At 64.9% G+C, this 15,113-nt stretch carries 14 protein-coding genes; 4 read left to right on the forward strand and 10 right to left on the reverse strand.

Annotation, left to right across the window (positions count from 1 at the left end):
- Positions 1-40 precede the first annotated feature (40 nt).
- From EN857_RS05815 to EN857_RS05830, 4 genes are all read right to left on the reverse strand, one after another.
- Positions 41-2,503: a glycogen/starch/alpha-glucan phosphorylase gene (locus EN857_RS05815; RefSeq protein WP_135858089.1), complete on the reverse strand. Its 2,463-nt coding sequence runs from the start codon at positions 2,501-2,503 to the stop codon at positions 41-43.
- Between the two features lie 141 nt (positions 2,504-2,644).
- Positions 2,645-3,427, reverse strand: a complete 783-nt coding sequence (locus tag EN857_RS05820) for an ATP-binding cassette domain-containing protein (RefSeq protein WP_187331199.1) — start codon at positions 3,425-3,427, stop codon at positions 2,645-2,647.
- 2 nt (positions 3,428-3,429) lie between these two features.
- The gene (locus EN857_RS05825; protein ID WP_127283842.1) at positions 3,430-4,494 is read right to left on the reverse strand and encodes an ABC transporter permease; all 1,065 of its coding nucleotides are present in this window, start codon (positions 4,492-4,494) and stop codon (positions 3,430-3,432) included.
- Between the two features lie 161 nt (positions 4,495-4,655).
- Positions 4,656-5,672: a sugar ABC transporter substrate-binding protein gene (locus tag EN857_RS05830; protein WP_187331253.1), complete on the reverse strand. Its 1,017-nt coding sequence runs from the start codon at positions 5,670-5,672 to the stop codon at positions 4,656-4,658.
- A gap of 229 nt (positions 5,673-5,901) precedes the next feature.
- Between EN857_RS05830 and EN857_RS05835 the strand changes: the two genes are divergently transcribed.
- From EN857_RS05835 to EN857_RS05850, 4 genes are all read left to right on the forward strand, one after another.
- Positions 5,902-7,128 (forward strand): ROK family transcriptional regulator, encoded by a 1,227-nt coding sequence (locus EN857_RS05835; RefSeq protein WP_127283840.1) that lies wholly within the window; start codon positions 5,902-5,904, stop codon positions 7,126-7,128.
- Between the two features lie 2 nt (positions 7,129-7,130).
- Positions 7,131-7,577, forward strand: coding sequence for an RbsD/FucU domain-containing protein (locus EN857_RS05840; RefSeq protein WP_127283839.1), 447 nt, complete (start codon positions 7,131-7,133; stop codon positions 7,575-7,577).
- The gene (locus EN857_RS05845) at positions 7,574-8,497 is read left to right on the forward strand and encodes a carbohydrate kinase (RefSeq protein WP_127283838.1); all 924 of its coding nucleotides are present in this window, start codon (positions 7,574-7,576) and stop codon (positions 8,495-8,497) included. The genes EN857_RS05840 and EN857_RS05845 overlap by 4 nt, the downstream gene beginning before the upstream one ends.
- Before the next feature lie 306 nt (positions 8,498-8,803).
- A complete protein-coding gene (locus EN857_RS05850) occupies positions 8,804-9,946 on the forward strand; it encodes a DegT/DnrJ/EryC1/StrS aminotransferase family protein (RefSeq protein WP_127391548.1) in 1,143 nt (380 codons plus the stop codon).
- Between the two features lie 26 nt (positions 9,947-9,972).
- On the opposite strand, the gene ccoS is transcribed toward EN857_RS05850, so the two are convergent.
- The 6 genes from ccoS to ccoO all read right to left on the reverse strand — a co-directional run bounded on the left by ccoS (position 9,973) and on the right by ccoO (position 15,111).
- Positions 9,973-10,113 (reverse strand): cbb3-type cytochrome oxidase assembly protein CcoS, encoded by a 141-nt coding sequence (ccoS, locus tag EN857_RS05855; protein WP_127283836.1) that lies wholly within the window; start codon positions 10,111-10,113, stop codon positions 9,973-9,975.
- The gene (locus tag EN857_RS05860; RefSeq protein WP_127391549.1) at positions 10,110-12,359 is read right to left on the reverse strand and encodes a heavy metal translocating P-type ATPase; all 2,250 of its coding nucleotides are present in this window, start codon (positions 12,357-12,359) and stop codon (positions 10,110-10,112) included. The genes ccoS and EN857_RS05860 overlap by 4 nt, the downstream gene beginning before the upstream one ends.
- A complete protein-coding gene (locus tag EN857_RS05865) occupies positions 12,356-13,132 on the reverse strand; it encodes a DUF2189 domain-containing protein (RefSeq protein WP_127391550.1) in 777 nt (258 codons plus the stop codon). Before EN857_RS05865 ends, EN857_RS05860 begins: the two co-directional genes overlap by 4 nt.
- 220 nt (positions 13,133-13,352) lie before the next feature.
- Positions 13,353-14,222, reverse strand: coding sequence for a cytochrome-c oxidase, cbb3-type subunit III (gene ccoP / locus EN857_RS05875; protein ID WP_127310519.1), 870 nt, complete (start codon positions 14,220-14,222; stop codon positions 13,353-13,355).
- Complete coding sequence (locus EN857_RS05880) at positions 14,213-14,380, reverse strand: cbb3-type cytochrome c oxidase subunit 3 (RefSeq protein ID WP_127310520.1); 168 nt, start codon at positions 14,378-14,380, stop codon at positions 14,213-14,215. The genes ccoP and EN857_RS05880 overlap by 10 nt, the downstream gene beginning before the upstream one ends.
- Positions 14,377-15,111 carry a cytochrome-c oxidase, cbb3-type subunit II gene (ccoO, locus tag EN857_RS05885; RefSeq protein ID WP_135858092.1) on the reverse strand — a complete coding sequence of 245 codons (735 nt, stop codon included), beginning with the start codon at positions 15,109-15,111 and terminating at the stop codon, positions 14,377-14,379. Before ccoO ends, EN857_RS05880 begins: the two co-directional genes overlap by 4 nt.
- Positions 15,112-15,113 lie beyond the last annotated feature (2 nt).

Consider the following 15,113-nt stretch of genomic DNA (forward strand, 5'->3'; position numbering starts at 1 on the left):
CCACTAGGGGCCACGTTGTTCGTGACCTCATGCAATCATATCAGACGGGCACGTTCCAGATTTCTTTCGCATATTGGCGGATCGTGCGATCGGAAGAGAACCAGCCGACGCGAGCGACGTTGCGGATGGCGCGCGCGTACCAGTCGGGGCTGTTGCGCCAGACGGTATCGACGTCGCGCTGGGTGGCCGCGTAAGTGTCGAAGTCGGCCGCCACCATGAACCAGTCGCTGTTGTAGAGGCCGTCGATCAATGCGCGGTAGCGCTGCGGATCGTCAGGAGAGAAGACGCCCGAGGAGATGGCAGCGAGCGCCTGCGAAAGTTCCGGCGAGCCTTCGATCACCGCGCGCGGATTGTAGCCGTTGTTGCGCCGCTCGGCGACCTCGGCGGTGGTCAGGCCGAAGATGAAGATGTTGTCGTCGCCGACGCATTCCTTGATCTCGACATTGGCGCCGTCCAGCGTGCCGATGGTCAGCGCGCCGTTCAGCGCGAACTTCATGTTGCCGGTGCCGGAGGCTTCCATGCCGGCGGTCGAGATCTGCTCGGAAAGGTCCGCGGCCGGCATCAGCACTTCGGCCAGGCTGACATTGTAGTTCGGCACGAACACGACCTTGAGCAGGCCGCGCACCGCCGGATCGCGGTTGATGACCCTGGCGACGTCGTTGGCGAGTTTGATGATCAGCTTGGCGTTGTGGTAGCTCGGCGCCGCCTTGCCGCCGAAGAATTTTACGCGCGGCATCCAGTCGCGCTCGGGGTGCGAGCGGATCTGGTCGTAGAGCGCGACGGCTTCCAGGATGTTGAGCAGCTGGCGCTTGTATTCGTGGATGCGCTTGACCTGGATGTCGAACAGCGCCGAGGGGTCGAGCTTGATGCCGAGCCGGTCGGCGACCAGGTTGGCGAGTCTCGACTTGTTCGCCCGCTTCACCGCCGCGAACTTCTCGCGGAAGGTGGCGTCGCCGGCAAAGGCGTCGAGCCCCTTGATGGCGTCGATATCGTCCAGGAAGCGGTCGCCGATCGCCTCGCGGGCAAGCGCGGTGAGGCCGGGATTGCACTGGATCAGCCAGCGCCGCGGCGTGATGCCGTTGGTCTTGTTGTTGATGCGGTCGGGATAGAGCTTGTGGAGGTCGGCGAACACCGTCTCCTTCATCAGCTCGGTGTGCAGCGCCGAGACGCCGTTGATCGAATGCGAGCCGACGAAGGCCAGATTGCCCATGCGCACGCGGCGGTCGCCATTCTCCTGGATCAGCGAGATGCGGCTGATCTGCTCGCCCGAGAACTTGTTGGTGGCGCGCGCCTCCAGAAGCACCTCGGCATTGATGGCGTAGACGATCTGCATGTGGCGCGGCAGCAGCCGCTCGAACAGCGGCACCGGCCAGCTTTCCAGCGCCTCCGGCAGCAGCGTGTGGTTGGTGTAGCCGAAGGTGCGCTTGGTGATGTCCCAGGCCTGGTCGAAATCCATGCCGTGGACGTCCATCAGGAGCCGCATCAGTTCGGGCACGGCGATCGCCGGATGGGTGTCGTTGAGATGGATCGCCGCCTTGTCGGGCAGCGACTGCAGGTCGCCATATTGGCTGAGATGGCGCTGGACGATGTCCTGCAGCGAGGCGGTGGAGAAGAAATACTCCTGGCGCAGCCTGAGCTCCTGCCCGGCCATGTGGGAATCGGCGGGATAGAGCACGCGCGACAGGGCGTCGGCCTTGTTGCTTTCGGCCAGCGCGCCGATGTGGTCGCCAGCGTTGAACTTGTCGAGCAGGATCGGATCGATCGGCATGCCGGACCACAGCCGCAGCGTGTTGACGCGGTTGGCCCGCCAGCCGGCGACCGGCGTGTCGTAGGCGACCGCCAGCACATGCTCGGTCGGCTTCCAGACGTGGCGCTCGAGCCTGCCGTCCTTGGAGGTGATCGATTCCACCGAGCCGCCGAAGCCGACCTCGAAGGAGCGCTCGCGGCGCTCGAACTCCCAGGGATTGCCGTGGTCGAGCCAGGTTTCCGGCAGCTCCACCTGCCAGCCGTCATGGATCTCCTGGCGGAACATGCCGTTGGCGTAGCGGATGCCGTAGCCATGCGCCGGAATGCCGACGGTGGCCATGCTCTCCATGAAGCAGGCGGCGAGCCGGCCAAGACCGCCATTACCGAGCGCGGCATCGGGTTCGAGCCCGGCGATGAGATCGAGGTCGACGCCGAGCGAGCGCAGCGCCTCGCGCATGTTGTCCATCAGGCCGAGATTGGAGAATGCGTCGCGCATCAGGCGGCCGATGAGGAATTCCAGCGACAGGTAGTAGACGCGCTTTTCCTGCTGGGCGTAGGCCTCCTGCGTGGCCTGCATCCACTGATCGACGACGCGGTCGCGCACGACCTTGATCGATGCGGTGAGCCAGTCGTACTGGGTGGCGACGTTGGTGCCCTTGCCGACCCTGTATTTGAGGGCCAGCAAGACCTCGTCGGCGAGCGTCTTGGGGTCGGGGATTTCCAGGATGGGAGCTTCGGTCGTCATCGCGCTTGTCATGTCGCCTCTCGTGCGGTTGCCATGATCATACCGGCTTTCACGGTTCCTCCCACCCTACCCCAGTGCATTGCAGCATATATTCAATCGATTTAGGTCGACAGGCAACCGATTCATCTGCGGCAAATTACCCGTCGCGGCGAATCAGGCGGCCAGCGCGTCCTCCGGCGGCTTCTTGGCGCCGGTCATCAGGGCGACGGCATCCGACATGGAAATCTGCTTCGGATCGACGACGCACAGGCGCCGTCCGAGCCGGTGGATGTGGATGCGGTCGGCGACCTCGAACACATGCGGCATGTTGTGCGAGATGAGCACGATCGGCAGGCCGCGCTTCTTGACGTCGAGGATCAGTTCCAGCACGCGGCGGCTTTCCTTGACGCCGAGGGCGGCGGTCGGCTCGTCCATGATCACCACTTTCGAGCCGAAGGCGGCGGCGCGCGCCACCGCGACGCCCTGGCGCTGGCCGCCCGAGAGCGTTTCGACCGCCTGGCTGATGTTCTGGATGGTCATCAGGCCGAGTTCGGTGAGCTTGTCGCGGGCGCGCTTTTCCATCGCCGGACGGTCGAGCATGCGCAGCCAGCTGCCGAGCGGGCCAGGTTTGCGGATCTCGCGGCCGAGGAACATGTTGTCGGCGATCGACAGCGCCGGCGACAAAGCGAGGTTCTGGTAGACAGTCTCGATGCCGGCTTCTCGAGCCTCCATCGGCGACTTGAAGGCAACGGCTTTGCCTTCAAGCTTGATTTCCCCTTCGTCGGGCACCGCCGCGCCGGAAATCGCCTTGATGAGCGATGATTTGCCGGCGCCGTTGTCGCCGATCACCGCCAGGATTTCGCCCGGATAGAGGTCGAAATCGGCATTGTCGAGGGCGGTGACACGACCATAGCGCTTGGTGAGACCGCGCGCGGTGAGGATGGGTTCCTGGGTCATGATTATGCCGAAACCTTTCTGATCCATTGATCGACCGCCACGGCGCCGATGATCAGCACGCCGGTGAGCAGCACTTTCCATTGCGGATCGGCGCCCATCATGTTGAGACCCATCGAGACGACGCCGACGATCATGGCGCCGAACAACGTGCCGAGGATCGAGCCGCGGCCGCCGAAGAGCGAGATGCCGCCGATCACCGTCGCGGTGATGGCTTGCAGATTGTAGTCGGTGACGGCAGCCGACGGTGAGATCGAGCCGTTGCGGCCGATCGAGACCCAGGCCGCGAAAGCGGCGATCAGCCCGGCAAGGGCATAGACCGTGATCAGTACCTTCTTGGTCTGGATGCCCGACAGTTTCGCAGCCTCCTGATCGTCGCCGACGGCATAGACATGGCGGCCCCAGGCGGTGTGGTTGAGCACGTACCAAAGCACTCCCACCAGCACGACCGTGGCAATGACGCCGGCTGTCAGCACGGCGGAGCCGACCCTGAAGCTCATCGCGAACAGGTGCAGCAGCGGCGCCTGCGCATCGACATCGGCATCGCGGATCGTCTCATTGGCCGAATAGATGAAATTCGTGGCCATGACGATGTTCCAGGTGCCGAGCGTGACGATGAACGGCGGCAGCTTCATGTAGGCGACCAAAAGGCCGTTGAGCAGCCCGCAGGCGGCGCCGGCGGCAAGGCCGACGATAACGGCGAGGATGGTCGGCATACCGTAGGTGATGGCGCAGTTGCCCATGATGACGGCCGAAATCACCATGATCACGCCGATCGACAGGTCGATGCCGGCGGTCAGGATGACCAGCGTCTGGGCGGCGCCCAGAATACCGACGATGGCGATCTGCTGCAGGATCAGCGTCAGCGTGTAGGACGAAAAGAACCGTCCGCCGATGGCGATGCCGAAGATGATGATCGACAAGACCAGCACGATCAGCGGCACAGCGGCCGGCGTGGAGTGCAGGAAATGCTGGGCGCGCTTGACGAACGACTTGCCGTGCTCATCGAAGGCGGCGACGCTGGTGTCGCTGCTCGAGAGAACCTTCTCGAATTCCTGAATCTGAGACATATCTCCTCCCGTCTGCGCGGAGCTTCTCACGGCTCCCCGTCCCGTTCACGCATTCCGGTCTGTCGCCTGGATTGTCAGCGCCAACGAAAGCGCATCGTCCACCCGATGCGGCCGGGGATCAAGCCCCCAGCCGCAAGGTTTATGTGCCGGTCAGCCCAGCATCAGCCCCAGCACTTGGCGAGGCCTTCCTTGGTGTCGATCGACTTGACGCCGTTGGCCGGCTTGTCGGTGACGAGGTTGACGCCCGTATCGAAGAAGTTCTTGCCTTCGGTCGGCTTCGGCTTGGTGCCGTCCTTGGCGAAGGCGGCGATCGCCTCGATGCCGAGCGCGGCCATCTGCAGCGGATATTGCTGCGAGGTGGCGCCGATGACGCCTTCGGTTACCGACTTGACGCCGGGGCAGCCGCCGTCGACCGAGACGATCAGCACCTGCTTCTCGAGGCCAACTGCCTTGAGCGCCTGGTAGGCGCCGACGGCGGCCGGCTCGTTGATGGTGTGGATGACGTTGATGGTGTTGTCCTTCTGCAGGAGGTTCTCCATCGCCTTGCGGCCACCCTCTTCGTTGCCGTTGGTCACGTCATGGCCAACGATGCGCGGATCGTCCTCATCGCCGATCTTGTTGGGGTCCTTCACGTCGATGCCGTAGCCCATCATGAAGCCCTGGTCGCGCAGGACGTCCACGGTCGGCTGCGACGGGGTCAGGTCGAGGAAGCCGATCTTGGCGTCCTTGGCCTTGTCGCCAAGCGTCGCAGCGGCCCAGGCGCCGATCAGCTTGCCGGCTTCGAGGTTGTCCGTGGCGAAGGTCGCGTCGGCCGCATCGATCGGATCGAGCGGGGTGTCGAGCGCGATCACCAGCAGGCCGGCGTCACGCGCCTTCTTCACCGTCGGCACGATGCCCTTGGTGTCGGACGCGGTGATCAGAATACCCTTGGCACCGTCGGCGATGCAGCTTTCGATCGCCGCAACCTGGCTCTCGCTGTCGCCGTCGATCTTGCCGGCATAGGTCTTGAGGTCGACGCCAAGTTCCTTGGCCTTGGCGGTCGCGCCTTCCTTCATCTTGACGAAGAAGGGATTGGTGTCAGTCTTGGTGATCAGGCAGGCGCCGACGCCGGCGGCCGATGCCGTCGAGGCGAACGCCATCAGGCCCAACGCGGCGGCCGCGAACACGGTGGACTTCAGCAGTGCTTTCTTGGTCACGATTTTCCTCCCAGTGGAACCATTGCGGACGCCGGGCCACCCGACGTCTCAAGCGCATCCAACCATTTCTCCCAGCGTGGACACCCCCTCAAAAGACACCACTCCGAGACGGCTGTCAATAATTAAATCACTCTTATTTATTATTGACAGCCTTGCGTCGTTCACTCATTCTGCACGAAAAGCATTGAGGGGAAACGACGGAGGAAACAGGGTGGAGACCGGCATTGCGAGGCACGGTTCGCCCGAGGCGGCAGAGAGCCGCCTGCACCGCGGCACCAACCAGAGCGGCATGCGCGACCACAATGAGCGGCTTGTGCTGTCCCTGGTGCGCCAGCATGGCAGCCTCGCCAAATCCGACATAGCGCGCATGACCGGACTCTCGGCGCAGACCGTTTCGGTGATCATGCGCGAGCTGGAGGACGACAGGCTGCTGGTGCGCCAGGCGCCGCTGCGCGGAAGGATCGGCCAGCCCTCCATTCCCATGGCGCTCAACCCCGAAGGCGCTTTCTTCATCGGCCTCAAGATCGGCCGCCGCAGCGCCGAGCTGGTGCTGATCGACTTCCTCGGCAATGTGCGCTCGATGCTGCAGCACTCCTACCGCTATCCGGCGCCGCGCGAGACGGTGGAATTCGCGCTTTCCGGCATGACCAGGATGCGTGGCGAACTTACCCAGGCGCAGGACAAGCGCATTGCCGGGCTCGGCATCGCCATGCCGTTCGAATTGTGGAACTGGGCCGACACCGCCGGCGCGCCGCGCGAGATCATGGACGAGTGGCGCCATCGCGACATCCGCTCCGACATCCAGGCGCAGTGCGACTTCCCTGTCTACCTGCAGAACGACGCCACCTCGGCCTGCGGCGCCGAGCTCGTCTTCGGCCAGGCGGGCGGGGCGCGCGACTTCGTCTATTTCTACATCGGCGCCTTCGCCGGCGGCGGCATCGTGCTCAACGGCCGGCTGTTCGGCGGACCGACCGGCAATGCCGGCGCGCTCGGCTCGATGCCGGTGCCGGGGCCGGACGGCAAGCCGACGCAGCTCATCGACGTGGCGTCGATCGCCATGCTGGAGAAGGCGCTCAACGCGCGCGGCGTCGAGGCCTCGCATCTGTGGACGTCGCCCGAGGACTGGGGCGAGATCGGCCCCGAGCTCGACCTATGGATCGCCGGCGCCGCGCAGGCCCTCGCCTACGCCATCGTCGCGGCCTCCTCGGTCATCGATTTCGAGGCGGCGGTGATCGACGGCTGGATGCCGCTCTCGGTGCGCGGCCGTCTCGTCGACGCGGTGAGAGTGGCCATCGGCACGATCGACGGCGAAGGCCTGAAGTTGCCGGCGGTGCGCGAAGGAACCGTCGGCATCCACGCGCGGGCACTTGGCGGCGCCAGCTTGCCGCTGTCGGAGCGCTTCCTGATCGGCTCGACCACGATTTCCAGGAGCGCCTAAGCATGCTGATCGGCATCCCCTCGCTGCTCGGCCCGGAGCTTCTGGCAACGCTGCGCGCCATGGGCCATGGCGACGAGATCGCGCTTGTCGACGGCAACTACCCGGCCGAGCAGCAGGCGCATCGGCTGATCCGCGCCGACGGCCATCACATGGTTCCCGTGCTCGACGCGATATTGAGCGTGCTGCCGGTGGACGACGCCGTGCCGGAGGCGCTGTTTCGCGCCTCGGTCAAGGGCGATCCGGCGCTCGCCGATCCGGTCCACCATGAGATGGAAGCGGTATGCGCCAGGCGCGCGCCCGGCCACAAGGTGGTTGCGCTGGCCGGCGCCGATTTCTATGCACGGGTCAAGGCCGCGCATGCGATCGTCGCCACCAGCGAACCCCGGCTCTATGCCAACATCATCATCCGCAAGGGCGTGATCTATCCGCCGGAAAGCCAGACATCATGATCCTCTGCTGCGGCGAAGCCCTGATCGACATGCTGCCGCGCACGACGACCGAGGGCGAACCGGCCTTCGCGCCCTATGTCGGCGGCGCGGTTTTCAACACGGCGATCGCGCTCGGGCGGCTCGGCGCGCCGGCCGGCTTCTTTTCCGGCCTGTCGTCGGACCTGTTCGGCGGCCAGTTCCGCGAAGCGCTCGGCGCAAGCAAGGTCAGTTCCACCTATGCCCACACCTCGCCAAGGCCGACGACGCTCGCCTTCGTGCGGCTCACCAACGGCCAGGCGACCTACACTTTCTACGACGAGAACACCGCCGGGCGCATGCTCACCATCGAGGATCTGCCGAGCCTCGGCGCCGAGATCGAGGCGATGCTGTTCGGCGCCATCAGCCTGATCTCCGAGCCTGCCGGATCGGCCTATGAGGAGTTCATGCGGCGCGAGCACAACAGCCGCGTCATGATGCTCGACCCCAACATCCGGCCGAACTTCATCCCCGACAAGGCAAAGCACCTGCGGCGCATCCGCGAGATGATGGCGATGGCCGACATCGTGAAACTGTCGGACGAGGACCTCAACTGGTTTGACGAAGCCGGCTCGCATGAGGACGTCATCCGCAACTGGCTGGATCGCGGACCGAAGCTGATCGTCGTCACCCATGGCAGCGAGGGCGCGGTCGGCTACAGCAAGAGCCACAAGGTCACGGTGATGCCGCAGAAGGTGACGGTGGTCGACACGGTCGGCGCCGGCGACACCTTCAATGCCGGCATCCTCGCCTCGTTGCACGAACAGGGCCTGCTCACCAAGGCAGCGATCGGCGACCTGTCGGAAGACGCGATCCGCCAGGCGCTGGCGCTCGGCGCCAAGGCGGCGGCGGTGACGGTGTCGCGCGCCGGCGCCAATCCGCCCTGGCGCCACGAAATCGCCTGATCGGCCGTCCATCCGGCGGCAAAGCCGTTCAGCCGGCTGATCACTTTATGTTTCCATCGGCTGAAAAAGCGCGAGAAAAGGCACTGATTGCGCCTTGCAAAGGCCGGAATTCCGGCACCTTGCGGAAAAGCAGGAGTGATCGTCGGTAACAGGCTGCGACATCCGGACCGGTCGCCATGCCCGTGGCCCGGCTTTCTCGGATTGTCCAAGTCTGGTACCAGCGGCCCGTTAAGTTGTTGTTTCTGTGCGTGTCATGCCCCCGCCGCTTGCCATGGCGACACGCACCAACCCCTTGTTGAGGCAGACATGCAGTTCATCGATCTCGGCGCGCAGCGCGAACGTATCCGCGACCGGCTCAAAGCCGCGATCGACCGCGTTGTCGACGAAGGCCGCTATATCCTCGGGCCTCAGGTCACCGAATTCGAAAACAAGCTCGCGGCCTATGTCGGCACCAAGCATGTCGTGGCCTGCGCCAACGGCACCGACGCGCTGCTGCTGCCGCTGTTCGCCGCCGGCATCGGTCCGGGCGATGCGGTCTTCGTGCCGAGCTTCACCTTCGCAGCGACGGCCGAAGTGGTGGCGCTGGCCAAGGCCGAACCGGTGTTCGTCGATGTCGATCCCGACACCTACAACATCGACATCGCCAGCCTCGAGGCGGCGATCCAGTTGATCAAGAAGGAAGGCAGGCTGAAGCCGAAGGCGATCATCCCGGTCGACCTGTTCGGGCTCGCCGCCGACTACGAGGCGATCATGGCGATCGCCAAGCGCGAGGACCTGCTGGTGATCGAGGACGCCGCCCAGTCGATCGGCGGCTCGGCCGACGGCAAGTTCTGCGGTTCCTTCGGCCATGTCGGCTCGACCAGCTTCTATCCGGCAAAGCCGCTCGGCTGCTACGGCGACGGTGGCGCGATGTTCACCAATGACGACGCGATGGCCGACAAGCTGCGCTCCTTCGCCTTCCACGGCAAGGGCGAGACCCAGTACGACAACATCCGCGTCGGCATCAATTCGCGTCTCGACACGCTGCAGGCGGCGATCCTGATCGAGAAGCTCGCCATCCTCGAGGACGAGATGGTTGCCCGGCAAGCGGTCGCCGACCGCTACGCCTCGGGTCTCGGCGATATCCTCACGGCCTCGCGCAATCTGGGCCACGGCCGCTCGGCCTGGGCGCAATACGCCATCGAAACGCCGAAGCGCGACGGGCTGAAGGCGCATCTGACGGAGAAGGGCATCCCTTCCGTCATCTACTACGTGAAGCCGCTGCACGTGCAGCTTGCCTATCGCGACTATCCGCGCACGCCGACCGGCCTCGCCGTTTCGGAGGAACTGCCGAAGCGGATCCTCTGCCTGCCGATGCACCCCTATCTCAGCGAAACCGACCAGGATCGCATCATCGAGACGATCCGCAACTATATCGGCTCGAACTCGGCGCACGTCGCGGCGGCGTAGGCCCCTCTACTGCCTGTCCGGCTCGACTATTCGTCGTCGAGCAGGATGCGTTCGGCCGCACCTTGCATGTCGTCGTACTGACCGCTTTTCAGCGACCACAAGAACGCGCCCAACGCCGCCCCGCCAAGCAGGAGGGCCAGCGGAATAAGATAGACGAGACTGCTCATGCGCGCCCCACCACGGGCGGCAGTGGCTTTGGCATCTGGTCGGCAACCCAACCGCTGGCCACGTCGCGGCCGGCGATGCCGCGAAGCCGCAAGGCGTTCGCGACGACCAGGATCGACGACGCCGACATGGCCAGTGCGGCAAGCAGCGGCGTGACCTGCCCGGCGATCGCAAACGGAATGGCGATGGCGTTGTAGCCGATCGCGAGGACGAAATTCTGATGCACCAGCCGCGCCGCCTGCCGGGCGATATCGATCGCATCGGGAATGGCCAGCAGGCTCGGCCGGAGAAAGACAAGGTCGGCGGCATTGCGGCCGATATCGCCTGCGCTGGACGGCGCCATCGACACATGCGCGGCACTCAACGCCGGCGCATCGTTGAGACCATCGCCGACCATCATCACCTTGCGGCCCGTGGCGGCAAGCGCGGCGATGCGGGCAACCTTCTCCGCGGGCAGCAGTCGTGCCGACACCTCGCCTATGCCGAGTTGCCCACCGACGCGCAAGACCGTCCGCTCCTGGTCGCCCGACATGATGGCCACGGCAAATCCATCGCGCTTCAGAGCCTCGATCGAGCGCGCCGCATCCTGCCGCAGGCTGTCCTCAAAAATGAATGAAGCGAGCGGATGGCCGTCGCGTGAGAGCATGGTTGCGGCCGTGGCGCCGGATACCGCCCATTCGGCCCGGCCGAGCCGGTAGAGGTGCCGCCCGATCCGGCACTCGACCCCCAGTCCCGGATGCTCGGCAATTGCGACCGGCATCATTTGCAAACCGTCGTCGAAGGCCGCCAGAGCCCGCGACACGGGATGATTGGAGCGAGCCGCGATCGCACCGGCGATCGCCAGTGCGGATGGCTCGATCTGCGAGGCATTGGCCAAGCTCAGCCGCCCCGTCGTCAGCGTTCCCGTCTTGTCGAAGAGAACCGTGTCGATCTCCGCCAGCCGCTCCAGGGCCGAGCCGTCCTTGACCATGATACCGGCCTCGAACAGCCGCCTGGCCGCCACCGTGTGCACGATCGGCACCGCAAGCCCAAGCGCGCAGGGGCAAGTGATGATCAACACCGCGATGGCGACACTTATGGCGCCATGCCAGTCGCCGGTCGCGAGCATCCAGCCGAGAAAGGTGAAAAGCGCGGTCAGGTGAACTACCGGCGAATAGAGACGCGCGGCGCGATCGGCGATGCGCCTGTAACGCGAGCGGCCGCCATCGGCCGCTTCCATCAGCGCCACCATTTCGGCGAGTGAGGAATTGCCGGCATCGGAGGTGGCCGTCAGCGTCAGCGCGCCGTTGAGGTTGAGCGTCCCGGCGCGCAAGGACGATCCGGGCCCGACCGATTGAGCGGCGCTCTCGCCGCTGACCAGCGAGCAATCGACATCGGACCGGCCGCCGTGGACGATGCCGTCGACCAGGAGGCGCTCGCCGGGCGCTACCGCCAGCAGCATGCCCTCCTTGATCTGTCCGGCAGGCAGATACTCGCGCGTACCGTCCTCGCGTTCCACCGTCGCGCCGCGCGGCGTGAGCCGGATCAGGCTGCGCACGGCGCTGCGCGCCTTCTCGCGCATGACATGGTCGAGGCTGCGGCCGATGAGCAGGAAGAACAAAAGCGACACCGCCGCATCGAAATAGGCATAGGCGCCGCCGGCGGCGGTGTCGTAAAGGCTGAGCGCGAACGCCAGGATGACGCCAACGGAGATCGGCACCTCCATACTGGTCCTTCCCTGCCGCAGGGCCGACCACGCCGCCGCGAAAAACACGCGTCCGGAATAGATCAGCGCCGGAAAGGCCAGCACCGCTGAAATCCAGTGAAAGGCCTGGCGGGTCTGTGGCTCCGCGCCCGACCAGATCGATACCGACAACAGCATGATGTTCATCGAGGCAAAGCCGGCGACGGCGGTTGCCCGCAGCAGCCGCGAAAGCTCGGGGTCGACGGCCGCGTCCTCGTTGTCGAACAGATGCGCCGCGTAGCCTGTCGTCATCACCGTCTCGAAAATGGGGGGCGGCATCTCGCCCCGCCATTTCACCGACAGCCGCCTGGCGGACAGGTTGACGCGCGCCTGCTCTACACCCGGGACGCGGCGGAACGCCCCCTCGATCGCGGCGATGCAGCCAGCGCAGTGGACGCCGGGCACCGACAGATCGGTCTGGCGCAGGCCATCCGCAAGGTCGTGGCTGGCGAGCAGGATTTCATCGCGCGACGGAGGGCCGCCGAGTTCGGCCGCGGCTTCCGCTCCGGGCGCGCAGCAACTCATCTCATTGCCTTGTAGGCGTGCCACGTACCGTGACCGAGCACGGGAAAAACGACAACCAGGCCAAGCAGGCCGGTGGCGACGCTCAACAGGAAAAGCGCAAGCACGATCGAGCCCCAGGCGATCATCACGGGTATGTTGTTCCAGACCAGCGAAATGCTGGTGCCCATGGCCGTGAAGGCATCCGTCTCCTCGTCGAAAAGCATCGGCACGGAGAAGGTGCTGATGGCAAAGGCGAAAGCGGCGAAGACGCCGCCGGCCACGGATCCAACCAGGAGCATCGCCCATCCAGTAGGTGTCGTGAACAACATCGACGTGATGTGATCGAGACCCGGGAACGGCAGCAGGCCGAAGAACAGCGCGTAGATCAAGACCGCAGCCCGCATCCACACCAGCATAAGCAGGCATAGGATCGCCCCGGTGAACCAGACCTGCGCGCCGGATTTCGGCCGCACGAAGGTCATGCGCGAAAGCGAGACTGGCTGCCCTGCCGCGATCGCCCAGCTCTTTTCATAGAGGCCGATGGCGATCAGCGGCCCGACGACCATGAAGCCGGCGAGCGCGGGAAACAGGATATAGTCCAGGCCAAGCGCGAACAGTGTCCAGACGATCGCCAGCGAAACCATGAAAACCGCCGCGCCATAGACGAGGCTCGGGCCGGGGCTGACCATGAAATCCCGCCAGCCGGCTTTGAGCCAACCGACAGCGGTGCCGGCCGGCAGGTTGCGTCGGTTGCGCTCGATGTAGGGCCGCGAGGCGTCTGGGGCTTCGGTCATGGTCTTCTCTCTCAACACGCCGGCCTGGCCGGACGAAGGAGGGACGCCGTGTCTAAGGCGGGATCGAGCACGCATTCCGGCTGCGATTGGACGGCGACGTAGACAAGATGAACATTGGCGCCGATGAAGACGGCCAACAGCACCGCCACGACTGCAAACCACTTGAGCCGGGTGTTTGCCCGCCTTCGCGCCGATAGACCGGCAATCATGGCCGCCGTTCTCATTTGGCCTGCCCAAGCTGGCCGACATAGAGCGCGAGCAGCTTGATCTCCGCCGGCGTCAGCCGCGCGTTCCAGTTCGGCATGTGCCCCTGGCGGCCGGAATAGACCGTCGAATACACATCCTGGAGCGTGCCGCCGTAGATCCAATGGCTGTCGGTGAGGTCGGGCGCACCCTGCTCATGCATGCCCTTGGCGTCCTTGCCATGACACGCCACGCAGTTGCCGGCGAAAACCTCTCGGCCGGCCTCGATGCTTTCGGCCGACCCTGCGTCCGGCATCGACAGGGAGCGGACATAGGCGACGACGTCGGTGATCTTCTGACGATCGAGTATGCCGTCGCGGCCGAATGCCAGCATCTGCGAAACGCGGGTATCGTCATTGGTCGAATTGATGCCGATGCCGATCGTCTCGGCGATCTTCTCGGGTTCCCCGCCCCAAAGCCAAGACTTCGCCGTCAGATCCGGGAAGCCGGGCCCCCCAGTTGCCTTGATGCCGTGGCAAGCCGCGCAATTGTCCGAAAACAGCACGTGGCCGGCCTTCGTCACGTCCTGCATCAGCACCGGATCGGATTTGATCGCGGCGAAATCCAAGGCCTGGATCTTGTCCAGCCAAGCGGCGCGCTGAGCCTTCGCGGTTGCCACCTCCTGATCGACGATGCGACGCTGGTCGTTGCCGAGCAGGCCCTTCGTATAGGTCGAACCAAGCGGCCAGGCAGGCATCAGCAGCCAGTAGCCAAGGCAGAACAGCGCTCCGATGGCGAGAAAGAACAGCACCACCTTGGGAACCGGCGTGTTCAGTTCCTCAATGCCGTTCCATTCATGACCGGTCGTGGTGCGGCCGGTGACAGGGTCGCGTCGTCCTACATCCACGGCTTGTCGTCCTTGTCCAGAATGCTGCTTTTGGCGCGATCGAACCCGGCTCGATTGGACGGCCAGTAGGCATAAATCACCACCCCGGCGGACAGAGCGAGGAGATAGAAAAGGCCCCAGCTTTTGGAGATTGCGACCACCGCGTCATGCATGCTCATTCCCCCAGCGCCGTCTGGTCGGTCTTCCTGGCCGCATCGGTCAATCCGCCGAGGATCTGCAGATACGCGACTAGCGCGTCCATCTCCGTCAACTCGCCGGGATTGCCGTCGAAAGCCCTTACATGGGTCGCCTTGCCGTAACGCTCGGTGACGCCACGCGCCTTGTCACCATCCGGCGCGGACTGGCCATAGGCATCGATCGGCGCGTTGGCGACCATCTCGTCCGTGTAGGGCACGCCGACGGTCCGCAAGGCGGCCAGGTGCCTGCCGAGATCGTCAGTCTTCAAAGGCGTGCGCAGCAACCAGCGATAGGCCGGCATTATCGATTGCGGAACGACATCGCGTGGATTGTTGAGATGCGCCACCTGCCATGCATCCGAGTATTTCTCGCCGATGCGGGCTAGATCGGGCCCGGTGCGCTTCGACCCCCAGAGCATCGGGTGATCATATTTGGATTCGACCGCCAGCGAGTAAGGTCCGTAACGCTCGACCTCGTCGCGCAGCGACCGAATCATCTGGGAATGACAGGCGTAGCAGCCTTCACGCATGTAGATGTTGCGCCCGGCGACCTCGAGTGGCGTGTAGACGCGCATGTCGGGCGCCGCCTCGACCGTGGAGCCGATGGTGAAAAGCGGCGCGATTTCGACCAGGCCGCCGATCGAGGCGACGGCGATGATGGCCAGCATGAAGCGGATGGCGCTGCGTTCGAGTTTGCGATGGAGGTCAGCCACAG

The organism is Mesorhizobium sp. M4B.F.Ca.ET.214.01.1.1, from assembly GCF_004791545.1.
In the GTDB taxonomy this organism is placed as follows: Bacteria; Pseudomonadota; Alphaproteobacteria; order Rhizobiales; family Rhizobiaceae; genus Mesorhizobium; species Mesorhizobium abyssinicae.

Coding starts and splice junctions, on each gene's coding strand:
- EN857_RS05820 (WP_187331199.1), bottom strand. CDS start 3,427: ATGACCCAGGAACCCATCCTCACCGCGCGCGGTCTCACCAAGCGCTAT.
- EN857_RS05825 (WP_127283842.1), bottom strand. CDS start 4,494: ATGTCTCAGATTCAGGAATTCGAGAAGGTTCTCTCGAGCAGCGACACC.
- EN857_RS05845 (WP_127283838.1), top strand. CDS start 7,574: ATGATCCTCTGCTGCGGCGAAGCCCTGATCGACATGCTGCCGCGCACG.
- EN857_RS05880 (WP_127310520.1), bottom strand. CDS start 14,380: ATGAGCATGCATGACGCGGTGGTCGCAATCTCCAAAAGCTGGGGCCTT.
- EN857_RS05840 (WP_127283839.1), top strand. CDS start 7,131: ATGCTGATCGGCATCCCCTCGCTGCTCGGCCCGGAGCTTCTGGCAACG.
- EN857_RS05860 (WP_127391549.1), bottom strand. CDS start 12,359: ATGAGTTGCTGCGCGCCCGGAGCGGAAGCCGCGGCCGAACTCGGCGGC.
- EN857_RS05815 (WP_135858089.1), bottom strand. CDS start 2,503: ATGACAAGCGCGATGACGACCGAAGCTCCCATCCTGGAAATCCCCGAC.
- EN857_RS05850 (WP_127391548.1), top strand. CDS start 8,804: ATGCAGTTCATCGATCTCGGCGCGCAGCGCGAACGTATCCGCGACCGG.
- ccoS (WP_127283836.1), bottom strand. CDS start 10,113: ATGAGCAGTCTCGTCTATCTTATTCCGCTGGCCCTCCTGCTTGGCGGG.
- EN857_RS05865 (WP_127391550.1), bottom strand. CDS start 13,132: ATGACCGAAGCCCCAGACGCCTCGCGGCCCTACATCGAGCGCAACCGA.